Annotated in this window: 20 protein-coding genes and 2 tRNA genes; 9 read left to right on the forward strand and 13 right to left on the reverse strand. The window is 63.5% G+C overall.

What is annotated here, in order from left to right:
- The first annotated feature begins 10 nt into the window (after positions 1-10).
- Both BN1133_RS08165 and BN1133_RS08170 read left to right on the forward strand, forming a co-directional pair.
- Positions 11-1147, forward strand: a complete 1137-nt coding sequence (locus tag BN1133_RS08165) for a beta-ketoacyl-ACP synthase III (RefSeq protein ID WP_050666051.1) — start codon at positions 11-13, stop codon at positions 1145-1147.
- 46 nt (positions 1148-1193) lie between these two features.
- Positions 1194-2630: an HD domain-containing phosphohydrolase gene (locus tag BN1133_RS08170; RefSeq protein WP_050666052.1), complete on the forward strand. Its 1437-nt coding sequence runs from the start codon at positions 1194-1196 to the stop codon at positions 2628-2630.
- 33 nt (positions 2631-2663) lie between these two features.
- Here the strand turns inward: BN1133_RS08170 and tsaA are convergent, their stop codons facing one another.
- From tsaA to cydD, 5 genes are all read right to left on the reverse strand, one after another.
- A complete protein-coding gene (gene tsaA, locus BN1133_RS08175; protein WP_050666053.1) occupies positions 2664-3371 on the reverse strand; it encodes a tRNA (N6-threonylcarbamoyladenosine(37)-N6)-methyltransferase TrmO in 708 nt (235 codons plus the stop codon).
- A gap of 58 nt (positions 3372-3429) precedes the next feature.
- Positions 3430-3816, reverse strand: a complete 387-nt coding sequence (locus BN1133_RS08180; RefSeq protein WP_050666054.1) for a DUF488 domain-containing protein — start codon at positions 3814-3816, stop codon at positions 3430-3432.
- Positions 3817-3860: 44 nt separating this feature from the next.
- Positions 3861-4232 (reverse strand): Rcs stress response system protein RcsF, encoded by a 372-nt coding sequence (gene rcsF, locus BN1133_RS08185; RefSeq protein WP_050666055.1) that lies wholly within the window; start codon positions 4230-4232, stop codon positions 3861-3863.
- A gap of 77 nt (positions 4233-4309) precedes the next feature.
- The gene (gene cydC / locus BN1133_RS08190) at positions 4310-6037 is read right to left on the reverse strand and encodes a heme ABC transporter ATP-binding protein/permease CydC (protein ID WP_050666056.1); all 1728 of its coding nucleotides are present in this window, start codon (positions 6035-6037) and stop codon (positions 4310-4312) included.
- Entirely contained in the window at positions 6030-7799 is a 1770-nt protein-coding gene (gene cydD / locus BN1133_RS08195) for a heme ABC transporter permease/ATP-binding protein CydD (protein ID WP_050666057.1), read from the reverse strand. Before cydD ends, cydC begins: the two co-directional genes overlap by 8 nt.
- 200 nt (positions 7800-7999) lie before the next feature.
- Here cydD and BN1133_RS08200 point away from each other — a divergent pair.
- From BN1133_RS08200 to BN1133_RS08210, 3 genes are all read left to right on the forward strand, one after another.
- A tRNA-Gly gene (locus BN1133_RS08200) sits at positions 8000-8073 on the forward strand.
- 10 nt (positions 8074-8083) lie between these two features.
- A tRNA-Gly gene (locus BN1133_RS08205) sits at positions 8084-8158 on the forward strand.
- A gap of 192 nt (positions 8159-8350) precedes the next feature.
- Complete coding sequence (locus tag BN1133_RS08210; protein ID WP_050666058.1) at positions 8351-9649, forward strand: methyl-accepting chemotaxis protein; 1299 nt, start codon at positions 8351-8353, stop codon at positions 9647-9649.
- A gap of 57 nt (positions 9650-9706) precedes the next feature.
- Here the strand turns inward: BN1133_RS08210 and arcA are convergent, their stop codons facing one another.
- A complete protein-coding gene (gene arcA / locus BN1133_RS08215; protein ID WP_050666059.1) occupies positions 9707-10426 on the reverse strand; it encodes a two-component system response regulator ArcA in 720 nt (239 codons plus the stop codon).
- 392 nt (positions 10427-10818) lie between these two features.
- Here arcA and BN1133_RS08220 point away from each other — a divergent pair, with 392 nt between their 5' ends.
- Both BN1133_RS08220 and BN1133_RS08225 read left to right on the forward strand, forming a co-directional pair.
- Entirely contained in the window at positions 10819-11211 is a 393-nt protein-coding gene (locus BN1133_RS08220; RefSeq protein WP_050666060.1) for a DUF3293 domain-containing protein, read from the forward strand.
- Positions 11212-11252: 41 nt separating this feature from the next.
- Entirely contained in the window at positions 11253-11750 is a 498-nt protein-coding gene (locus tag BN1133_RS08225; protein WP_050666061.1) for a putative 4-hydroxy-4-methyl-2-oxoglutarate aldolase, read from the forward strand.
- Here the strand turns inward: BN1133_RS08225 and BN1133_RS08230 are convergent.
- Positions 11747-12214 carry a hypothetical protein gene (locus tag BN1133_RS08230; protein WP_050666062.1) on the reverse strand — a complete coding sequence of 156 codons (468 nt, stop codon included), beginning with the start codon at positions 12212-12214 and terminating at the stop codon, positions 11747-11749. The two genes, BN1133_RS08225 and BN1133_RS08230, sit on opposite strands and share 4 nt — an antisense overlap.
- Positions 12215-12345: 131 nt before the next feature.
- Positions 12346-14292, reverse strand: a complete 1947-nt coding sequence (gene acs / locus BN1133_RS08235; RefSeq protein WP_050666063.1) for an acetate--CoA ligase — start codon at positions 14290-14292, stop codon at positions 12346-12348.
- 209 nt (positions 14293-14501) lie between these two features.
- Between acs and BN1133_RS08240 the strand changes: the two genes are divergently transcribed.
- Positions 14502-14768 (forward strand): hypothetical protein, encoded by a 267-nt coding sequence (locus BN1133_RS08240; RefSeq protein ID WP_050666064.1) that lies wholly within the window; start codon positions 14502-14504, stop codon positions 14766-14768.
- Here the strand turns inward: BN1133_RS08240 and BN1133_RS08245 are convergent.
- The 4 genes from BN1133_RS08245 to torC all read right to left on the reverse strand — a co-directional run bounded on the left by BN1133_RS08245 (position 14765) and on the right by torC (position 19554).
- On the reverse strand, positions 14765-15133 hold the full coding sequence (locus tag BN1133_RS08245; RefSeq protein WP_050666065.1) for a hypothetical protein: 369 nt from the start codon (positions 15131-15133) through the stop codon (positions 14765-14767). The two genes, BN1133_RS08240 and BN1133_RS08245, sit on opposite strands and share 4 nt — an antisense overlap.
- Positions 15130-15789 (reverse strand): molecular chaperone TorD, encoded by a 660-nt coding sequence (torD, locus tag BN1133_RS08250; RefSeq protein ID WP_050666066.1) that lies wholly within the window; start codon positions 15787-15789, stop codon positions 15130-15132. The genes BN1133_RS08245 and torD overlap by 4 nt, the downstream gene beginning before the upstream one ends.
- A gap of 82 nt (positions 15790-15871) precedes the next feature.
- On the reverse strand, positions 15872-18364 hold the full coding sequence (gene torA, locus BN1133_RS08255) for a trimethylamine-N-oxide reductase TorA (RefSeq protein WP_050666067.1): 2493 nt from the start codon (positions 18362-18364) through the stop codon (positions 15872-15874).
- 26 nt (positions 18365-18390) lie between these two features.
- A complete protein-coding gene (gene torC / locus BN1133_RS08260) occupies positions 18391-19554 on the reverse strand; it encodes a pentaheme c-type cytochrome TorC (RefSeq protein ID WP_050666068.1) in 1164 nt (387 codons plus the stop codon).
- Positions 19555-19697: 143 nt separating this feature from the next.
- Here torC and torR point away from each other — a divergent pair, with 143 nt between their 5' ends.
- Positions 19698-20408, forward strand: coding sequence for a two-component system response regulator TorR (gene torR / locus BN1133_RS08265; protein WP_050666069.1), 711 nt, complete (start codon positions 19698-19700; stop codon positions 20406-20408).
- A 53-nt stretch (positions 20409-20461) separates the two neighbouring features.
- Here torR and torT read toward each other — a convergent pair whose 3' ends face one another.
- Positions 20462-21487 carry a TMAO reductase system periplasmic protein TorT gene (torT, locus tag BN1133_RS08270; protein WP_050666070.1) on the reverse strand — a complete coding sequence of 342 codons (1026 nt, stop codon included), beginning with the start codon at positions 21485-21487 and terminating at the stop codon, positions 20462-20464.
- Positions 21488-21524 lie beyond the last annotated feature (37 nt).

The raw sequence follows: 21524 nt of genomic DNA on the forward strand, positions 1-21524 counted from the left end.
AGGAGCTGAAATGACATCGACAACGACGGACGCCATCGTGATCAGCGGCAGTGGGCTCTATACCCCGCCACACGCCGTCTCCAATGAGGCGCTGGTTGAGGCCTTCAACCGCTGGGTAGACCTCTACAACGAGGAGAACGCCTCGGCCATCGACGCCGGCCAGATCCCGGCCAAGCAGTATTCGAGTTGCGACTTTATCGAGAAGGCGTCGGGGATCAAGAGCCGCTACCTGATGAGCAAGGAGGGGGTGCTCGACCCTGAAGTGATGCAGCCCCTCATCCCCGAGCGGGCCGACGACAAGCCCTCGCTCATGGTGGAGATGGCGGTGGCGGCAGCCGAAGAGGCGCTGCGGGAGGCCGGCCGCGAGCCGGGAGAGATCGATCTGGTCATCGTCGGCGCCTCCAACATGCCGCGCCCCTATCCGGCGCTGGCCGTCGAGCTGCAGCACTACCTGGGGGCCGGGGGAGCCGCCTTTGATATGAACGTGGCCTGCTCCTCGGCCACCTTCGCCATCAAGACTGCCGCCGATCTGCTGCGCGCCGGCACCGCCCGGCTGGCTCTGGTGGTCAATCCGGAGATCTGCTCGGGTCACCTCAACTTTCGCGATCGTGACAGCCACTTCATCTTCGGTGACGCCTGCACCGCCGTGCTGCTGGAGCGCGCGGAAACGAGCCGCACTCCGCACCCCTGGGAGCTGGTTGACGCGCGCCTGGTGACCCGGTACTCCAACAACATCCGCAACAACTTCGGTTTCCTCAACCGCTGCAGCCCCGACACCCGCTACGGTGACGACAAGCTGTTTGTGCAGCAGGGACGCAAGGTGTTCAAGGAGGTGCTGCCCATGGTGAGCGAGCTTGTCGCGACCCAGCTTGGCGAGGCCGGATGGGGGAGTGAGAGCCTGGCGCGCCTGTGGTTGCACCAGGCCAACCTCACCATGAACCAGTTTATCGCACGCAAGGTGCTGGGCCAGGATGCCACTACCGAGCAGGCGCCGGTGATCCTGGATCGTTACGGCAACACCAGCTCGGCGGGTTCCATCATCGCGTTTCATCTGTACAATCGCGACCTTCCCGTCGGGGCCCGTGGGGTTCTCTGCTCGTTTGGGGCCGGCTATTCTGTCGGTAGCCTGTTGCTTCGGCGCCGCTAGGTGGGCCAGACCCACCAATAACAACACAACATGTTCAGGTGGGTCTATGCATCCAATTTATCGAAGGGCCGCCCTCCATTACGGGGCGAGCCTGCTGCTTATTCTGCTCTACGGCATTCAGGTCTGCCCCTTCCTGGAGGGGCTGACCCTGACCCAGCTGGGGGCACCGGTAGTGGTGATTTTCATCGCCATGTATGCCCTGCGCAGCCGACTGATGGCGAGGGGGGAGGCACAGGAGAACGGCTTCTTCGTGGAGCTGGGTCTCTTCCTGCTCGGCGGTGCGCTCTGGTCGCTCTATAACGCGCTTCTGTTTGACTTCCCCCTGGAGAGCCATCTCAAGATCCTGCTGGGGATGTTGACCCTGGGCTTTCTGGTGGCGGCCGAGCTGTCGCTGCAGCGGGAGTGGTTGCAGGCCAGGGAGTGTGAGGCCCATGAGGTGTTCGAGCTGAGCGGCCCTATCGGTATGCCGCTGACACGCAAGTTCTCCCTCTTCACCCTGGCGACTCTGGTATTGCTCGGGGCCGTCTTCTTCCTGATCTTCAACAAGGATCTGGAGTGGCTGGTGGCGGCCGAGCATCAGCTCCCCAGGCAGACGGCCCAGGCTCTCATCCTGTTGGAGGTCGCCTTCGTGATGGGGACGGCATTTGCCTATCTCTGGTTTATTATTCGTGCCTACGGGCGCAATCTGACCCTGACACTGACCTATCAGACCCGTACCATGGCCAGGGTTCGGGTGGGTGATCTCGACGCCAGGGTGCCGGTTTCCCGGGATGATGAGTTTGGCCTCATCGCCGCCGGGACCAACCAGATGATCAGTGAGCTCAAGGCGCGCCGCGACGAGCTGAACCTGACTCGGGATGTGGCCATACTCGGTCTTGCCTCCCTGGCGGAGACCCGGGACAACGAGACCGGGGCCCATATCATCCGCACCCAGCACTATGTGAAGGCGCTGGCCGAGTACCTCAGTCGGCTCGACTGGGATCGCTATCCTCTGGATGATGCCACCATCGATCTCTTGTTCAAATCTGCCCCCCTGCACGACGTGGGCAAGGTGGGGATCCCCGACGCCATCTTGCTCAAGCCGGGCAAGTTGACCGACGAAGAGTTCGCCATCATGAAGCGCCATCCACAGATCGGGGCCGATGCCCTGGCCAGTGCCGAGGCTCAGCTGGGGTCCAACTCCTTCCTGCGTCTGGCCCGGGAAATCGCCCTCACCCACCACGAGAAGTGGGACGGCAGCGGCTACCCGGCCGGGCTGGCAGGGGAGGCGATTCCCCTCTCGGGACGCCTGATGGCGATTGCCGACGTCTATGACGCCCTCATCTCGGCGCGGGTCTACAAGCCGGCCTTCAGTCATGAAGAGGCGCGGGAGATCATCGTCCGGGGGCGGGGCAGTCACTTCGACCCGGCGTTGGTCGATGCCTTCCTCGCCTGTGAGGCCCAGTTTCGCGACATCGCCAGCCGCCATCGGGACCGTCATTGATACCAGAAGGCGCCACCCAGGGGTGGCGCCTTCTCATTGGGCGGGATCGAGCGAGGTGACCTCGCACTCGGGCTCGCGGATTCGAAAGCGGACGTTGAGATCGTAGAGGCGCACCCCGTACTCCTTCTCGTCTGGTTTGCCCTTCTTGTAGGCGGGTCTGGGGTCCTGAGCCAACACCTCGGCGATGAATTGCCTCAGTTGAGGCTGCGCTCGCTGGTGATGGGCTAGCGCCGCCTCGGCCTCGGGGCTGAAGTGCACCGTCAGCAGATCGCCGGGCGCCTCGGGAGCAAAGCCGCCCCGAGCCTGGGGCAGGCTGTCTGCGTAGGGGATATAGGGCTTGATGTCGACGATGGGGGTGCCATCGAGCAAGTCCACGGCGCCGAGTTCGAGCCAGATGCCTCCCCGCTCCAGGGTCACCCCGAGCAGGGGGACCACAGAGAGGCCGAGGGGGTTGGGGCGGAAGGTGGATCGGGTGGCGAAGACGCCGACCCGTTCGTTACCGCCGAGGCGGGGTGGGCGCACCGTGGGATGCCACCCCTGACTCATGGTCTGGTGGAAGACGAAGCTGAGCCAGAGGTGGGAGAACTGCTCCAGCCCCCGTACCGTATCCGCCTGGTTGTAGGGAGGCAACAGCTCGAGACGAGCGGTGGAGGCGGTGACCAGACCAGGCTGGCGCGGGATGGCGAATTTCTCCTTGTAGGGGGAGTGGATCACCCCCAGGGTATCGAGCTCGAACTTCATGGCACTTCCATCGATAAAAAACCGGGGCAATCTAGCACAGTCGCCCCGCCCCTGCCATTCAGGCGAGGGCCGCGCCCAGGGTGGCCAGCTCCTCGCGCAGCACGCTGCGATGACAGCGAGCCTCGTTCTCGCAGTAGCAACCGATGGAGAGATCGCAGGTATGGGAGAGGGCGGCCAGCAGCGCCAGGTTGTGGCGTGCCTCCGGGCTCTTGAGCTCGGCCCGGTAGCGGCGTACGAAGCGCTGCCAGCTCTGCTCGTCGTTTGCTTCCTGACCGAGTTTCATGGTCTCGCTGCCGGGGGCCAGATTGGGGTACCAGACATCGAACCAGTCGCCACTGGCATAGTCGCTCTTGGGTATACCGCGAGGTGGTCGGCGTACCGTGCCGATGCGCAGCCCCTCGCCCGGTTGGCGGGGCGTCCCGAGACGTATGATGGAGAGGGCCATGATGACTCCTTGACGATGCAAAACGGGCCCGCAGGCCCGCTCTATCACTTGGTGTCGGCCACCTTGATGGCCTGACCGTAGCAGACGATCTGCTTGAGACAGCCCGGCGTGTCGCTGCGCTCGCTGCACTTGTCGAGAACCAGTCCATTCCCCCCCAGATCGGCGGCCCGGTTGCGGGCCTCGGTGCGGGCATTGGCGGCACTCGGGATCGGCTGATCACTCCCCTCCTGGCAGGATTGTCCCTCGACGGTCCCCAGGTAGAGGTAGTTGAGCTCGGTCAGCTGATCCTGGCGATAGATCTCCACGCTACCCGGCTTGAAGTACTCCTCGAAGTTCTCCTTGTCGAGGTTGCTGTTGAAGGCAAAGTTGGCGCAGCCGCTGGCCAGCAGGGGCATCATCAGGATCAGGCGTTTCATGGTCGTGTCTTGTTGTCGGGGTCGGAGCGGCCATTATAGGGGCGGGCGGCCTGTGCCGACCAGCCCCGCATGGTACATCAGGCCGGCGTCAGTCTCTGGTGCAGGCGGCGGTAGTGGTCATCCTGCACCATCAGCTCCCCATGGGGGGCACAGCGCAAGATCTTCCCCTCCTCCATCACGGCGATGCGATCCATCTGTGCCAGACCGGTGAGGCGATGGGTGATGAGCAGCACGCTGCGTTCGGCACACACCTCATGCAGTAGTCCCATGATGGCCTGCTCGGTCTGACGATCCAGCCCCTCGGTGGGCTCGTCGAGCAGCCAGAGCGGCGCGTCGTGGAGCAGGGCGCGGGCGATACCGATGCGTCGTTGCTCGCCGCCGGAGAGCGAACGCCCCCCTTCGCCGAGCCAGGTATCGAGGCCGTCATCGTCCAGCAGCTGGCCAAGCCCAACCCGGGTCAGTACCTCGGCGAGGCGCTCATCCGGGGCAGCGGGCGCCGCCAGCAACAGGTTGGCGCGCAGGGTGTCGCTAAACAGGTGGATCCGCTGACTCACCACCGTCATGGCCCCGCGCAGGGCGCTTTCGCTGTAGTCGGAAAGAGGTATCCCCCCCAGGGTGAGGGTGCCCGCCGTCGGCTCCCACTCACGGGTGACGAGGGAGAGCAGGGTCGATTTGCCGCAGCCGGTCTGACCGAGCAGGGCCACTTTCTCCCCCGCGGCCAGGGTGAGGGAGACCCCTTGCAGCACTTGGGTATCGCTTCCCGGATAGGCGAAGAGGAGGCGCTCCATCACCAGGTCACCCCGGGCTGGCTCGCGTTGCTCGCCATAGGTGGTCGGCTCGGCCTGCTCCAGCACCTGATTAAGCCGGCGTGCCGCAGTCAGGCTGCTGGTGAGGTGCAGGAATGCGCCGGCCAGCGGCATCAGGGCCTCGAAGCTGGCCAGGGTGGCGAACACCATGAGGGCGGTGACGGGGTCCGGCGCCTGGCCTGCCACTCCGTGACCGGCGAGCCATAGCATCAGTGCCAGGCTCCAGCCGCTGATGAGGGTCATCAGGGCGCTCGAGAGGCCGGTGATGCGTGCCATGGTGGCCTGAGCCTCGATGAGGCCACGTTCATCGCGGCGCAGTGCCATGTGCAGCTCCTCTGCGGCGGCAAACATCTGCAGCTCGGCCTGGGCGCCGAGGTAGTCGAGCAGCCGGGTGCGCAGATGGGCCTTCTGTTCGATCAGGAGGCGGCCGGGACGCTTGCCCAGGTGATAGAAGAGGATGGGCAGCAGCACCATGCTCACCAGCAGGATAGAGCCCAGGATCAGCGCCAGGCGCGGATCAAACAGGCTGAGAAAGCCCACCATGGCAAGGGAACCGAGCAGGGCCACGCCTATGGGGGTGAGCAGCCGCAGGTAGACGTGGTCGAGGGCATCGATATCGGCCACCAGGCGGTTGAGCAGGTCAGCCTGGCGGAATTGACCACGGCTGCCGGTGGAGAGGGGGGCCAGGCGTTGCCAAAACCAGACCCGCAGCCGGGTCAGCACCTTGAAGGTGGCATCGTGGCTGACGACCCTGTCTCCCCAGCGTCCGGCGGTACGAATGATGGAGAAGAAACGGACTCCACCCGCCGGGGTCATGTAGTTAAAGGCGTGGCTGCTGGCCACCGTGAGCCCTGCCACGGCGGCGGCGCTGAGAAACCAGCCGGAGAGGGAGAGCAGGCCCATGCCGGCAATCAAGGTCACCAGGGCCAGCAGCAGGCCGAGGCTCAGGCTCAGCCAGTGTTGGCGGTAGAGGCGCAGGAAAGGGAGCAGGTCACGCATCGAGATCTCCTTCGTCACGGTTGGCAAGCAGGGTGGCAAAGGGCCCCTGGGCACGGATCAGGCTGCGCCAGTTCCCCTGCTCGACCAGCTGGCCCCGCTCGAGCACCAGGATCTGGTCCATCCCCTCCAGTTGTTCGACTCTGTGGGTGATCATCACCAGGGTCTGGCGGCAGATCACCTCGGCCAGGGTCGCCATGATGGCGCGCTCCGAGTGGCGATCCAGACTGGCGGTTGGCTCATCGAGCACCATCAGCCAGGTCGGCTTGAGCAGGGTACGGGCGAGGGCGACGCGTTGGGCCTGGCCGACCGAGAGGCCGCTCGCCCCGTCGCCGAGCCGATAGTCGAGCCCCCTGGCGGCCACGAACTCCCAGGCCTGGGCACGGCGCAGCGCCAGCTCCAGGGCGGCATCATCGGCGCGGGGGGCGGCCAGCTGCAGGTTGTCGCGCACCGAGGCGGTGAGCAGCTGAGGATGTTGGGAGAGCCAGCCTACCTGGCGGCGCCACTGCACCATGTCGAGCTCGCGCAGCTCTTGCCCGTCGACCTTGAGGCTTCCCCGGTAGGGCATAAAACCAAGCAGGGCATTGATGAGGGAACTCTTGCCGGCACCACTGACCCCGACCAGAGCCACCTGGCTGCCCGCCGCGATGGAGAAGGAGAGGGGGCCGACCAGCACCTTGCCTTCGGCGCTCAGCACCTCAAGAGCGCACGCCTCTATGGCGATGGGGGCTGCGGCAGAGAAGGGGGCGCGTCCCGAGGCGGGCTCTGCCACCTCTGCCTCGAGGAAGTCGAGCAATTGCTCGGCGGCACCAATGGCCTGGGCCTTGGCGTGGTAGTGAGCACCCAGTTCGCGCAGGGGAGCGTAGAACTCGGGAGCCAGAAAGAGCACAAAGAGGCCGGTGAAGAGGGTGATCTCGGCACCATAGTGGCCAAAATCCAGATGGTCTATGTAGCTGAAGCCGAAGTAGACCGCCACCAGTGCCACCGCGATGGCAGCGAAGAACTCCAGTACCGCAGTACTGAGGAAGGCGAGGCGCAACACCTCCATGGTGCGGGCACGAAACTCCTCGGAGGCGCGCTCGATGACCTTGCCCTCTTCACTGGCGCGCAGGAACAGTTGCAAGGTACGCAGGCCGCGCAGGCGATCGAGGAAGTGGCCGGAGAGGCGGGCCAGGGAGTGGAAGTTGCGACGGTTGGCATCGGCGGCCCCCACGCCGACCAGGATCATGAAGAAGGGGATCAGTGGCGCCGTGCCGAGCAAGATAAGGCCCGCAGCCCAGTTGACCGGGAACACGGCCACCAGGATCACCAGGGGAATGAAGACGGCGATGGCCATCTGGGGCAGATAGCGGGAGAAGAACTCCTGCATGTTTTCCACCTGTTCGAGCAGCAGGCTGGCCCAGCTGCCGGCCGGCCGGCGCTGGATGTAGGCCGGGCCCAATTGAGAGAGACGAGTCAGCACCAGATCACGGATGGTCTGACGCACTGCGGCACCGGCCCGAAAGCTGGTTATTTCACGACCATAGGCGGCCGCCGCCTTGAGTGCCGTGGTGATCAGCAGGGCGGCGAAGTGAGGGAGCATCTCGGCTGGCGCCTGCTTGAGCATGATAAAGCTGTGCAACAGGGTCGCCAGCAGCCAGGCTTGCGCCACCATCAAGACCCCTTGGGCGAGGCCAAGGGCGATACTCATGCCGATCCAGCGTTTGCCGTGAGCCGATTGCTTGCGCAGCCAGCCGTACAGGCGCTTTTGTGTCTGTTTGTCCATGCCACCTCCATTTGCTCGGGGTGGCGCAAGACTATCTGCGGGTTCCCCCCTTGGCAACCGGCAGTCGCATCAGAATAAGAGACGTTGGTGTGAAAAATCATCACCTTGGTTAAATGGTGGTCGAACGGTAGGGGCAACAGCAAAAAAGTGCATCAAGGTCGTTGCGCTTATCCTGAAAAACCATATAGTGGGTCCACCAAGCGGGTGTAGTTCAATGGTAGAACGGGAGCTTCCCAAGCTCTTAGCGTGGGTTCGATTCCCATCACCCGCTCCATACAATGCGTGCGGGCATCGTATAATGGCTATTACCTCAGCCTTCCAAGCTGATGATGCGGGTTCGATTCCCGCTGCCCGCTCCACATCAAGGCCGCCATCAGGGCGGTTTTTTTGTCTCTATCGCCTCTCTTTTCATTTCTTGCCTCCTCAATCCCTCTCTCTTCGGCATGGACTCTCTCCCTGATTCATACTGAACGCAAGCCGTCTTGTGATGGCTCGTGACAAGGAGGTCGCCACCATGCAGGGCGATCGTATAGCTCGTATGAGGTGAAGAGATGTTCAATAACAGGCTTAAGGGAGAGCTGGAGCTGACCCGTTCCGAGCTGGCCCGGCAAAAGGCATTCATCGAGGCGCTCAACCAGAGCATGGCAAGCATCACCTTCACTCCCCAGGGGGAGGTGGTCGATGCCAATGCACTGTTTTTGAAAACCGTGGGTTATACCCTGCCCGAGGTAGTGGGTCATCATCACTCCATGTTTTGTGACGAGAGTGAGCGCCACTCGCCGGAGTACCAACGTTTCTGGCAGGAGCTGGCTCAGGGCCAGGTCAAGTCAGGGACCTTCCGGCGGCGCGGCAAGCAGGGCCAAAACATCTGGCTGGAGGCGACCTACTTCCCGGTGAAGGTCGAAGGGAGTGTGGTCCAGGTGATCAAGATTGCACTGGATGTGACGGCCCAGCAGGATCAGAGGCTGACTCAGGAGGCCCTCTTCCAGGCCCTGGACCGCTCCATGGCCATTATCGAGTTTACTCCCCACGGGGAGATCCTTAACGCCAACAAGAACTTCCTCGACACCCTCGGGTATCGCCTCGACGAGATCAAGGGAAAACATCACCGTATCTTCTGCGACGAGAGCTTCTATCGTGAGCAGCCCCATTTCTGGGAGGATCTGGCCCAGGGGCGCTTCAAGTCTGGCCAGTTTCTGCGGCGAGGCCATCATGGAGAGGAAGTCTGGATTGAGGCCACCTACAACCCCATCTTTGGTGCAGGTGGCAAGGTGACCAAGGTGATCAAGTTTGCCGCCGATATCACGGCCCAGATAAAGCGAGCCCATGCGGTGCAGGAGGTTGCCGAGGTGGCCAGATCGACTTCGGTTGAGACCGAACAATCGGCTCGCAAGGGGGTCAATCTGTTGACGGGGGTGGTGGAGACATCGGCCAGTATCGCCTCGCAGATGGAGGAGGCCAGCGACTACATGGACAAACTCAACGCCCAGTCACAAAGCATTGAGGCTATTGTTTCAACCATCAGCGGGATCGCCGATCAGACCAATTTGCTGGCGCTCAATGCCGCTATCGAGGCGGCCCGGGCCGGTGATCAGGGGAGGGGATTTGCGGTGGTGGCCGACGAAGTGCGCCAGCTGGCGGCCCGAACGTCTCAATCGACCGGGGAGATAGCCAATGTGGTGCGCAAGAATCGTGAGCTCACCGGTCAGGTCAGCGCCCAGATGGGGGCCGTCTCTTCCAGTGCCCAGCAGGGCCAGCGACAAATTGGTGAGGTGGCGAGTGTGATGGAGGAGATCCGCCGCGGGGCCGAGCATGTTTCGGTGACCATCGCCGGCCTCTCTCACTCCTGAGGCCAGAAGGATAACGACAAAGGGCGCCGAGGCGCCCTTTGTGGAATACAGCAAGGTTTACTCTACTTCCAGCTCGCCGCAGAAGCGGTACCCTTCGCCGTGAATAGTGGCGATGATCTCGGGGGTATCGGTCACGCTCTCGAAGTGTTTGCGAATACGACGGATGGTCACGTCGACGGTGCGATCGTGGGGCTTGAGCTCGCGACCGGTCATCTTCTTGAGCAGCTCGGCACGGGTCTGGATCTGGCCGGGATTCTCACAGAAGTGCAGCATGGCGCGGAACTCGGAGCGGGGCAGCTTGAAGAGATCGCCGCTCGGGCTGACCAGAGCGCGGCTGTTGATGTCCAGTGCCCAGCCGTTGAATTTGTAGCGCTCAACCAGTTTCTTCTCTTCACCGGCACCATTGGCGTTCATGGTACGGCTGAGCAGGTTGCGGGCACGGATCGTCAGCTCACGGGGGTTGAAGGGCTTGGTGATGTAGTCATCGGCACCGATCTCGAGACCGAGGATCTTGTTTACCTCATTGTCACGGCCGGTCAGGAACATCAGGGCGATGTTGTCGTGCTCGCGCAGCTCACGGGCCAGCAACAGGCCGTTTTTGCCCGGCAGGTTGATGTCCATGATCACCAGATTGATGGTGTGGCTGGTCAGGGCCTGATGCATCTCGTCGCCATTGTTGGCCTCGAGAACGGTGTAGCCTTCGGCCTCAAAGATGCTCTTGAGGGTATTGCGGGTGACGAGTTCGTCTTCGACGATCAGAATGTGTGGTGTTTGCATGAATGTTCCCGGATTCGTAGCAACTGATTATTAAAATTTAACACTGTCGGTTCAGCCTGACCCTGATTCTGGTGTCCTGAAAAAGAATTACGTCATCCTGGGGTTGCAGTTCAGATCGGCAGACCTGTAAGTCGGCATCGGCCCACTCCGTGGCCTTGTGCTGGCGTCGATAGAAGCTTGTCACGCCATGTTCTAGAGGGTAGTCCATTACGATGGTTGTGGCATTTTATCAGTTAACAGAGACATAACAACACTCTTTGGTGTTGGATAGCAACTATTTAACTCCGGCTTGATGTAGGTCAAATCGCCGGTAAGGGGCCCGCAACGGGGCTCCTGGCCCCTCCTCCAGTGGGTGGGTGTAGGGTATTTGTTACATTTCACAGGCATCAAACATGTGGGAAAACTACAAACAAATTCGCTTTCTGGCCGAGGTGCCCACACCAGATTGGCCCTGTTTCGCCATCATCACCGCCTGGAATCCGGCAAGCCAGCCATTGACCCGGACCGAGAACGAGCTGCGCCATCAGGCTCTGCTGGCCAGGCTGTGTGACTACCCTCATCTGGGGGTATGGGGGAGTGCCCCTGATCTGGGGTGGCAGGAGTTCAGCCTGGCGGTGGCCTGCCCGCTTTCCGTCGCCATGGGGCTGGCGGCCGAGCACGGGCAAAATGCCATTTATTGGATCGAGGGGGGGTGTTTGTCCCTGATCCCTGTGTTGCTGGCAGAGGAGGCTGTCGTGTTGGGGGCGCTCGCCCCCTACTGGATTGCACCGGGGGCAAGTCGTTGAAATAATGGGCACTGATGCCATCAAGGATGAAGGAGTCTTCCATGTTACTGCGCCCTTCCAGGGATCTATTACCGGACCTGTGTGATAACCATGCCGAGCGGCTGCAAGTCGCCTCAATCCCCTTTAATGATTACGGTGGCCACACCACCTTCTTCGGACGGGTGGTGACCCTCTCCTGTTTCGAGGACAACAGTCTGGTGCGCGAACTGGTCGCTCAGGATGGGCGAGGCCGGGTGCTGGTCATCGATGGTCAGGGGTCACTGCGCCGTGCACTGCTTGGGGATCTGCTGGCCCAGAAGGCGGTCGACAACGGTTGGGAGGGGGTGGTGATCAACGGGGCCGTGCGCGATGTGGTCACCCTGGGAACCCTGCCCCTGGGGGTCAAGGCCCTGGGAAGTTGTCCGATCAAGACCGAGAAGCTGGGGTTGGGCGAGCGGGATGCCGTGTTGCAGTTTGCCGGTTTGGTGATACATCCTGGCGACTATCTCTATGCCGATCCCAACGGGGTGGCGGTGAGTGCCGACGCATTGCTGGACTAAAACTGATAGCCAATTCCCAAGGTCAGACTCGACTCCTTGCTGACGCCCAAATCGGCTTGCAGAGAGAGCGATGGGCGCAGCCGCAGAGCACTATTGAGTTGCAGCTCGGTGCGCCCCGTGCCGAGGCTAAGCTGTCTGAGTTGTCCACCCAGGGTGAGTGAAGGGAGCAACTGGTAGCGTACGCCGGAGCCGAGGGTGTGCCCTGCCACCGTCTGCTGGCCGGCGAGGGCCGAGCCAGCCTCGACAAACCAGCTCCACCCCTCGCCCAGGGGCTGACGATAACCCGTGTTGATGAGCCAGAGATCGAAATGCTCCTGGGTGGGGCGCTGGCCGACCAGCACGCCAGAGTAACCGCTGGTGTAGAGGGCGCTCTCCTTCTCCTGCAGCACCGAATCCCAGACGCCGGCCTGCGCCTGACCCAGCATCCCGAAGATGACGCCTGCCACTGCCAATGTCTTGACCATGTGTCCTCCTCCCTGTGGATGCTGGAAGTACAAGCATGGCACATGCCATACATCTGCAAGTGGCTTTTTTGTCAGCAGTATAAAAATGAAAAAAGCCGGCTCGAGGCCGGCTTGAGGTGTGGGGGAACCCCCTAGATCACCTCGCTCTTCTCCCGGATCAGCTTGTCGACTACCCCCGGGTCGGCCAGGGTGGAGATGTCCCCCAGACTCTCGGTCTCACCGGTGGCAATCTTGCGCAGGATACGGCGCATGATCTTGCCGGAGCGGGTCTTGGGCAGCCCCTCGGCCCAGTGGATCACATCCGGGGTGGCGATGGCCCCGATCTCTTTACGCACCCACTCCTTGACCTCTTTGTGCAGCTCGCGGCTTGGCTCTTCACCGGCGATCAGGGTCACATAGGCGTAGATACCCTGACCCTTTATCTCGTGGGGTACCCCCACCACGGCCGCCTCGGCAATCTTGGGATGGGCCACCAGGGCCGATTCGATCTCGGCGGTGCCCATGCGGTGGCCAGAGACGTTGAGCACGTCATCCACCCGACCGGTGATCCAGTAGTAGCCATCCTGGTCGCGGCGGGCACCGTCACCGGTGAAGTAGCGGCCGGGGAAGGTCGAGAAGTAGGTCTGCTCGAAGCGCTCGTGATCGCCAAACACGGTGCGCATCTGACCCGGCCAGGAGTCGGTGATCACCAGGTTGCCTTCGGTGGCCCCCTCCAGCGGCTCGCCCAGGTTGTCGACCAGGGCCGGCTGAACCCCGAAGAAGGGGCGGGTGGCCGAGCCCGGCTTGAGGTCGGTGACGCCGGGCAGCGGAGTGATGAGGATGCCGCCTGTCTCGGTCTGCCACCAGGTGTCGACGATGGGGCAACGCTCATCGCCTATGGTGCGGTAGTACCACTCCCAGGCTTCCGGGTTGATGGGCTCGCCCACCGATCCCATGATGCGCAGGCTGGCGCGGGAGGTCCCTTCAACCGCCTCGTTACCCTTGGCCATCAGGGCGCGGATGGCGGTAGGGGCGGTATAGAGAATGGTGACCTGGTGCTTGTCGACCACCTGGCTCATGCGGTTGGTGGCCGGGTAGTTGGGCACCCCCTCGAACAATATCGTGGTGGCACCGTTCGACAGAGGGCCATAGACCAGATAGGAGTGACCGGTGACCCAGCCCACGTCGGCGGTACACCAGTAAATGTCCTGCTCGTGGTAGTCGAAGACGTACTTGAAGGTCATGGTGGCGTAGACCAGGTAGCCCCCCGTGGTGTGCAGCACCCCCTTGGGTTTGCCGGTAGAGCCCGAGGTGTAGAGGATAAAGAGGGGATCCTCGGCGTTCATGGGTTCGGCCGGGCAGTCGCTACCGACGCTGGCGGTGGCCTCATGCCACCAGAGATCGCGGTGGTTGTGCCAGGCGACATCACCGCCGGTGCGCTTGAGCACGATCACCTTGTCGACTCGGGTATCCGGGTTGGTCAGGGCCTCATCCACGTTCTTCTTGAGGGGAACCGCGCGTCCGCCACGCAACCCCTCATCGGCGGTGATCACCACCCGGGAGCCGGAGTCGATGATGCGCCCGGCCAGGGCCTCGGGGGAGAAGCCACCGAAGACGACGGAGTGAACGGCGCCGATGCGGGTACAGGCCAGCATGGCGATGGCGGCTTCCGGCACCATGGGCATGTAGAGGCAGACCACGTCGCCCTTGTGGACGCCTTGAGCCTTGAGCACGTTGGCAAACTTGCACACCTCGGTGTGCAGCTCACGATAGGTGAGGGTGCGATCCTCGGCCGGGTTGTCCCCTTCCCAGATGATGGCGACCTTGTCAGCGCGCTCGCTCAGATGGCGGTCCAGGCAGTTGGCCGAGACGTTGAGCTGGCCATCCTCAAACCACTTGATGGAGACATGGCCGGGATCGTAGGAGCTGTTTTTGACCCGGGTGTAGGGCTTCATCCAGTCGACTATCTTGCCGTGTTCGCCCCAGAAGGCGTCAGGGTTTTCCACCGAGGCGCGGTACATGGCTTCGTAGCCGGCCTTGTCGATATGGGCATGCTGGGCAATTTGTGACTTGACCGGGTAGACCTTGCTCTCGCTCATTTTGCGGCTCCTTGGCAACACATCCTTTTAATCGTCTCTTAACAACTTATACCTTTGTCTCGACGGGACAAATTAGACTTTTGGATAGCCTGGGTCAGGCCGATAGTGAGCGCCACATTATTAACCCCTGACAGGAAAAAAGAGGACGTATAGGGGGGTTGCTTTTGTTAGGGTATGGGGATGTGTGATTTCACAGAAGGCACTTCAAGATGATAGGTCTGATCATGATGACGGCCGCCTGGCAGTTTGACCCCCCGGCTCCTGTGGTGAGCGACAAATTTCCCTCAGTGGTGCTCGAGCAGCCGGCGGGCGAGGCGAAGGGGCTGCGTGAGCAGGTACAGTCCAATTTGGGGCTGGCCGATGAATCCTTTCCGCTGCAATTTTCGGCGCCGCCCCGTTATCAAGGGGAGTCCCCCCTGGTGCGCCATCTTAACGAGAAAGAGCGCGACAACTGGCAACTCCAGTTGGGAAACTAGCCCTTCTGTCGGCCAAAGGCCTGGATGCCGCGTAGCAGCACCAGCAGGCTGAGGCCGAGAAAGGGGAGTGCGGGCAAGATGATTTTCCACCAGGGGGCCAGCGCGGCCCCCTGATTGATAAATTCGATCCAGGCGGCCACCAGGGTCAGCATGCCGGCTATCTGAAAGCGGCGGCGCAGCACCACCTCGACCCCCAGATTGGCGAGATAGAGGGTCAGCAGTATGCCCGCCAGGCCAGTAAGCTGACCGGTGCCGTAGAGCTCCCGGTCGGCGTCAAACAGCAGGGCGAGCAGGGGCACAACCCCCTGCTCCGTCGGGAGCAGGGTCAACAGCCAGCTGGCAATGAGCAGCAGGGCCGTCTTCACCGGGCGGGTTTGACCAGGGTGAGGTAGTTGGCGTCCATGGTGAGGAAGACGCCGAGCAGACGGGCGCAGGCACCGTAGAAACCGAATGCGTCCTTGGTGCGGCATTCGGCCTCGAAGGCGGGCACCCAGGCCAGCAGGTGGTCGTGCAGCAGGCTCTCCTGCTCATCCAGCCACTGCTCGCGGCCGTCGGCGTCCCCCGCCTCGGCGGCGCGGATGATGAGGTTGCCCATCAGATCCAGCTCGATGGCCAGGTGATCGGCCGGCTCCTTGTACTTGTCGCTTACCGAGATGCCAAGGCGTGTCAGTCGCGCCTCCATGCGGGCGGTGGGGGCCTGCATCAGCAGCCGCTGGTCACCGCAGAAGAGGGACTCATAAGGCGGAACCCCCTGCTTGGCGTCGCCGAGAAACAGGGCGGCAAAGTCGGCGGCCAGCTCCAGCTGCCGGTCGGGACGCACCAGCAGGCGAGCGATGGCATCGTTAAGTTCTGCCACGGCTTCGCGCATGGGATCCAGGGTGGCGAGGCTTTTCAGGAAGCTGCGCACGTCGTAGGTGTCGTATTCGGCGATCTGCTCGTCGCTCAGTTCGCTGGCAAACAGGGTGGAGAACCACCAGTAGAGTTCGGCCCGGCGTTCGCTGGTGGCCAGAAATTCCTGCATTACTCCTCCGTAGATGCTAATTCGGGAGCCTAGTTGGCTCCCGATTCTAACTGCTTTCCCGCTAAAGGAAACCGTTGCCGGTTTACATGGCGGGGAAGAGGGGATCGATCCCCGCCACCGACTCCGGTGCCCCGAAGGCGGTCACGGCCGGCGCCTGGCCCTTGAACTTCTCCACCTGCACCAGGGCGGTGTGGGCCGTGGTGGCCTGGGAGAGGCGTGAGGCGCCGATGTCGGCGGTCAGCACGTTGGGATCCCCGTAGGTGCAGAGCGTCCCCACCTTGCCCCCCTCCTCGGGGCCGTACCAGGCCCCCTCCTGCAGACGGATGACACCGGGGGCGTAATCCTCGCTCACCACCAGGCCGGCGATCACCTGGCCGCGGTCGTTGAATACCCGTACCAGATCCCCGTCGTTGAGGCCGCGCGCCTTGGCGTCCTGCGGACTCATGTAGAGTGGCTCACGCCCCTGCACCGTGTAGCTGGCCCGGTATTGATCCGAGGAGCAGAGCTGGCTGTGCAGCCGCTTGTCCGGGTGGCACGACTGCAGGTGCAGCGGGAAGCGCGCGCTGCCGCGGCCGCCGTGGGAGCGCTCGTAGGGCTCCATCCAGACCGGGTGCCCCGGGCAGTCGGCGTAGCCGAAGCCGGCGATGGTCTTGGAGTAGATCTCGATGAGGCCGGAGGGCGTGCCGAGCGGCTCCAGGTCCGGCTCGTCGCGAAACGCCTGGTGGCGTACCCAGGGTTGGCCGGCCGGGAAGGTGACGAACCCCTCGCCGCTCCAGAACTGGCTGAAACGTGGCAGACGCACCCCGATGCCACGACCCTGCAGGCGGGCGTCGTCGTAGATGCTCTGGATCCAGGCCATCTTGTTCTTGCCCCCGGTGAAGGCCTCCTCGCGACCGAAGCGGCGGCAGAGATCGGCGAAGATGTCGTAGTCATCGCGCGCCTCGAACAGGGGCTCGACCACCTTGTACATGGCCAGGATGCCGGCGTTGGAGTGGGAGCCCCACTGCTCGATGTCGTCGCGCTCATAGGTGGTGGTGGCCGGCAGGACGATGTCGGCGAAGCGGCAGCTGGCCGTCCACTGGTGATCGACGCTCACCACCGTCTCCAGCTTGCGCCAGGCCGCCACCATCTTGTTGCGATCCTGCTGGTGGTGGAACGGGTTGTTGCCGCAGAAGAGGGCCATCTTCATCTCGGGGAAGACGATCTTCTGGCCGTTGAAGTCGATGGTCTCGCCCGGGTTCAGGATGCAGTCGACGAAGCGGGCCACCGGGATGAACCTGGAGTAGCCCTTGAAGCTGCCATCGTGGATCGGCTTGGCGCCGGGCACCACGGAGCTGAAGCCCGACATGATGGGGCCGGCCGAGGTGATGGTGCCGGCGCCGTTGTAGTGCCAGCCAAACCCGAAGCCGCCGCCGGGCAGGCCAATCTGGCCCAGCATGGCCGCCAGCACCACCAGCATCCAGGCGTACTGCTCACCGTGGTGCATGCGCTGCACGCACCAGCCACCGATGATCTGGGTGCGACCGCCGGCCATGGTGCGCGCCAGATCGCGGATGGTGTCGGCGGGTACGCCACAGATGGCAGAGGCCCACGTCGCGTCTTTCACCTGACCGTCCCGGGTGCCCAGCAGATAGGGGAGGAACTGATCGAAGCCCGTGGTGTAGTTCTTCAGGAACTTCTCGTCGTGCAGCTTCTCGCTATAGAGGGTGTGGGCTATCCCCAACATCAGGGGGAGATCGGTCTGGGGATAGAGGGCGACCTGCTCACAGCCGAGGAAGTTCTGGGTCTTGGACTTGACCGGATCGACGCTGATGACCCGGATCTGGCCGGCCGCCACCTTCTCCTTGAGCTGTTGCCAGTAGTCGTAGACGCTGTGATCCGGCACCAGCCAGCCCACCTGCAAGTTCTTGATGGGGTCCGATCCCCAGATCACCACTGTCTTGCTGTGCTCCAGCACCAGGGGCCAGGAGGTTTGCTGCTCGTACACCTCCATGGCGCCCGCCACATGGGGCAGGATCACCTGGGCGGCGCCGGTGGAGTAGTCACCGGCCTTGGCCAGGTAGGTGCCGTGCAGGTTCATGGCACGCCCCAGCATGGCGCCGGCGGAGTGCAGCTTGCCCACCGACTGCCAACCGGAGTGGCCCGCATAGAGGGCACTCGGGCCATAGGTTTTCTGCACCCGCTCCAGCTCGTGGTAGACGAAGTCCAGCGCCTGGGACCACTTGACCCGCACGAAGCGGTTCTGGCCGCGCTCGCGGGTGTCGGAGCGGTAGCCCTTGCGCAGCCAGTCCAGCCGCACCATGGGGTAGCGCACCCGGGAGGGGTTGTAGACCACCTCGTGCAGCCCCTTGAGCATGTCGGTAGGGTGCTTGTCGTGTTCAAACGGCAGGGTCTCGACCCAGCGGCCATTCACCACCCGGGCACGGAAGGCGCCCCAGTGGGAGCCCGACTGCACCCGTTTCTCGCCCGATTCGGCGGCCATGGCGGCCCGCCCCAACAGGGAGGGACCGATCAGGGTGGCGGCACTACCGGCCAGCAGGCCACCCAGGAAACCACGACGGGATACGTTGATCATTGTGTTGTTCCTCTCTCAATGGGGTTTCAGTGGTGACCCTGACCACCGGTGTCGGCGGCGTGGCTCTGCAGGTATTTGAGCAAGGTGCGCTCCTCTTCCTTGCTGAGGCGGTAATAGGCGGACATGGCCTTGAGCCCGGAGATCCAGCCGTTGGCGCTGAAGTGGGCGGGATCCGGGGCCGCATGGCAGGAGTTACAGGTGGACTTGTACATCTCGCCGGCGTAGTCCCAGATGGGTTTGAGGCTGGTCTCGAGCCCCTGACCGTCGGTCCAGGCGGTCACCTTCACCTGCTGCCACTGGATGTGGGTGGCGCTGTCGGTCTGCTCGCCGAGCAGGGTCTCGGTGGCCTTGAGCTCGTCGCGCACGGTGGCGACGAAGACCCGCTTGCCCATGTACTCGCTCAGCACCCGACCGGTCCCCTGAGTCTCGCGCCACCCCTCGATGGCCACCTGCAGGCGATCCCCGTCGCGCTCAAGCACGCTCACCTTGCTGGCAGGCAGCAGCTTGCCCACCGGCTCTGTGCTCGTGGCCGAGGCGAACAGGTCCTTCTCACCCAGGGTGTAGAGGGTCTCGGCCTCGGGGGCACTCTTGGCCTCGCTCTTGAGCTTGTCGAAGGTGGCGCGAAAGCCCCCGGCCATGTTGGGCAGCTCATGGGCTATCCCCTTGTGGCACTCGATACAGTTCATGTTCTTGGCGGCCGCTTCCGTCATCGCTTTGGCGGCAGCCGGGGACTGCTTGGCGTGGTCCATGGCGCTGTAGTCGTGGCAGGACTTGCAGGTCTTGGAGCCCTGGCTGCTCATGCGATTCCACACCTTCTCGGCCAGATGCAGGCGGCGCTCCTCAAACTTCTCCTGGGTGTCGATGCTGTGGCCTATGTACTGCTGATAGAGGTCGTTGGCCGCCTCCATCTTGCGTGACACCTTGCCGACGAAGTCCTTCGGCTGGTGGCAGTCGGTACAGATGGCGCGCACGCCGGAGGCGTTTTGGTAGTGCACCGACTCCTTGTACTCCTGGTAGACGGTCTCTTTCATGGTGTGACAGGAGATACAGAACTCGAGAGAGCTGGTCTTCTCGAAGCCATAGTGCAGGCCAACGGAGCCGGCCAGGGTCACGGCAACCCCGGCCAGAACCAGGGCCAGCACCGACCAGCGGCGACTGGGAGTGCGCAGGAAGTGCCACAGTTTTTTCATCGGATGGGTCTCGCATCGCTATTTTGATGGAGGCCATAGTAGGGAGGGGGTGTGAACAGGGCTGCCCCTGGCTATTAACGAATAAGGGGTAATTATGAAAGAATGTGAATAGAATACCCCCTCCACTGCGCGCGAGGCTCCCCATGTCCCATCACATCCTGGTCGTCGAGGACGACATCGTCACCCGAGAACGCCTCCTTGGCTATTTTGAGCGGGAAGGCTACCGGGTGACGGCGGTGGGGGATGGCGCGGCCATGCGTGAGGTTCTGGCGCGCGAGCCGGTCTCCCTCATCATGCTCGACATCAACCTGCCGGGAGAGGATGGCCTGCTGCTCACTCGCGAGTTGCGGGCCCGCAGCACAGTGGGGATCATCCTGGTGACCGGTCGCAGCGATGCGGTGGACAGGATCGTCGGCCTCGAGATGGGGGCCGACGACTATGTCACCAAGCCATTCGAGCTGCGCGAGCTGCTGGTGCGGGTCAAGAACCTGCTGTGGCGTATCTCCCTGGCGCAGCAGGCACCGGCGCCCGTCGACCAGGACGATGCCATTGGTTTTGGCCCCTGGCGCTTCGACATTCCCCGTCGTCAGCTCAGCAAGGACGGGGTGCCGGTGCGCCTGACCAAGGCCGAGTACGAGGTGCTGGTGGCCTTCGTCGCCCACCCGGGGCGGGTGCTCAGCCGCGAGCGATTGCTCTCTCTCATCAGCCACAGGGGCGATGGGCCGAGCGATCGCACCATCGATGTGCTGATCCGCCGCCTGCGCGGCAAGATGGAAGAGGATCCCCGCGATCCGCAGCTGTTCGTCACGGTGCACGGGGAGGGCTATCTGTTCGCCGGGGCCGTGAGCGGTTAGGGCGCTCGAGAATGTGGGGCTGGTCGTCGCCTGTCTCGTGCTTCTGAGGCTCTTTATGGTCCGCTCTTTTCGGATGCGATGCGGTAGACGGGGCGAAAATCCCCGTCGGAGAGACTGTCCCGGGTGTCGGGTAACGCCCTCTCCAGGGTCAATATGGGAGGGGCCAGGTGGCGCGGGCAGCGCGCCTCACTGGCGTCGGGTTGGTTGAGCAGGCAGACCGCCTGGGCCACGGCGAGGCGTCCCTGCAGACGCATCTGATCGCTGTTGGCCACCAGAATACGCCCGCGCAGCAGCCCCCGCTGCACCCCGTGACTGAAGTAGGTCGCGGCGATGGCGGGTCGGGGGCGGCCGGAGAGCTCGCTCACGGCCACCTCGGCGGCGATGGCGCCCCCCACCAGATAGTCGAGATCCGGGTACTGGCGCAGCACCTGTTGCACCAGGGTGCGCTGGATCTCCCGGCTGTTGTCGCCACGCCGGGTGGTCACCAGCGTGACCGCGCTCCCCGCGATGGCGTTGGCAAAGGCCGGCTCCACCAGATTGTTGCCCCCCCGCTCGGCGGGCCCGGGGAAGAGAGCGACCCGCACCGCCGGGCTGCCGGCCGGATGGCGCCGGGCCAGCCACTGACCGATGCGTGCCCCCATCTCGGCCCAGTCCACCCCCACCTCGGCGACCGCCAGGCCCGGTGCCAGGGCATTGACCACCCCGAAGACAGGTACCCGGCTGGTGCGGATGGTGCCGGCCAGGGCGTCTGGCGTGACGCTGCCGAGCAGGATGGCATCGGCCCCCTGCGCCTGGCAGCCGGCAATCTGCCGCTGTTGTTCCTCTTGCGCCTCATAGCCTCCCGCCTCTTGCACCTCGAGGCGCACCCCGAGCCGGCGCGCCTCCTCCACCATGCCCTGATTGACCGAGAGCCAGTAGGCGTCGCGCAGGTGAGGGTAGAGGGCGCAGAGCAGATAGGGGCGTGTCGCCCGCACGGGCGGGGTCCAGCCATCGAGGGGGGACGCGGCACGGGCCGGGCTCGTCGGGGAGACGAGGGCGAGCGAGGCGGCAAGCAGGGTCAGCAGGTTTCGGCTTCGCATGGCGGGGGCTTTTGGTAGAGTGTGGGGAGTCATTATC

Source organism: Aeromonas schubertii, from assembly GCF_000820105.1.
Taxonomy (GTDB): domain Bacteria; phylum Pseudomonadota; class Gammaproteobacteria; order Enterobacterales; family Aeromonadaceae; genus Aeromonas; species Aeromonas schubertii.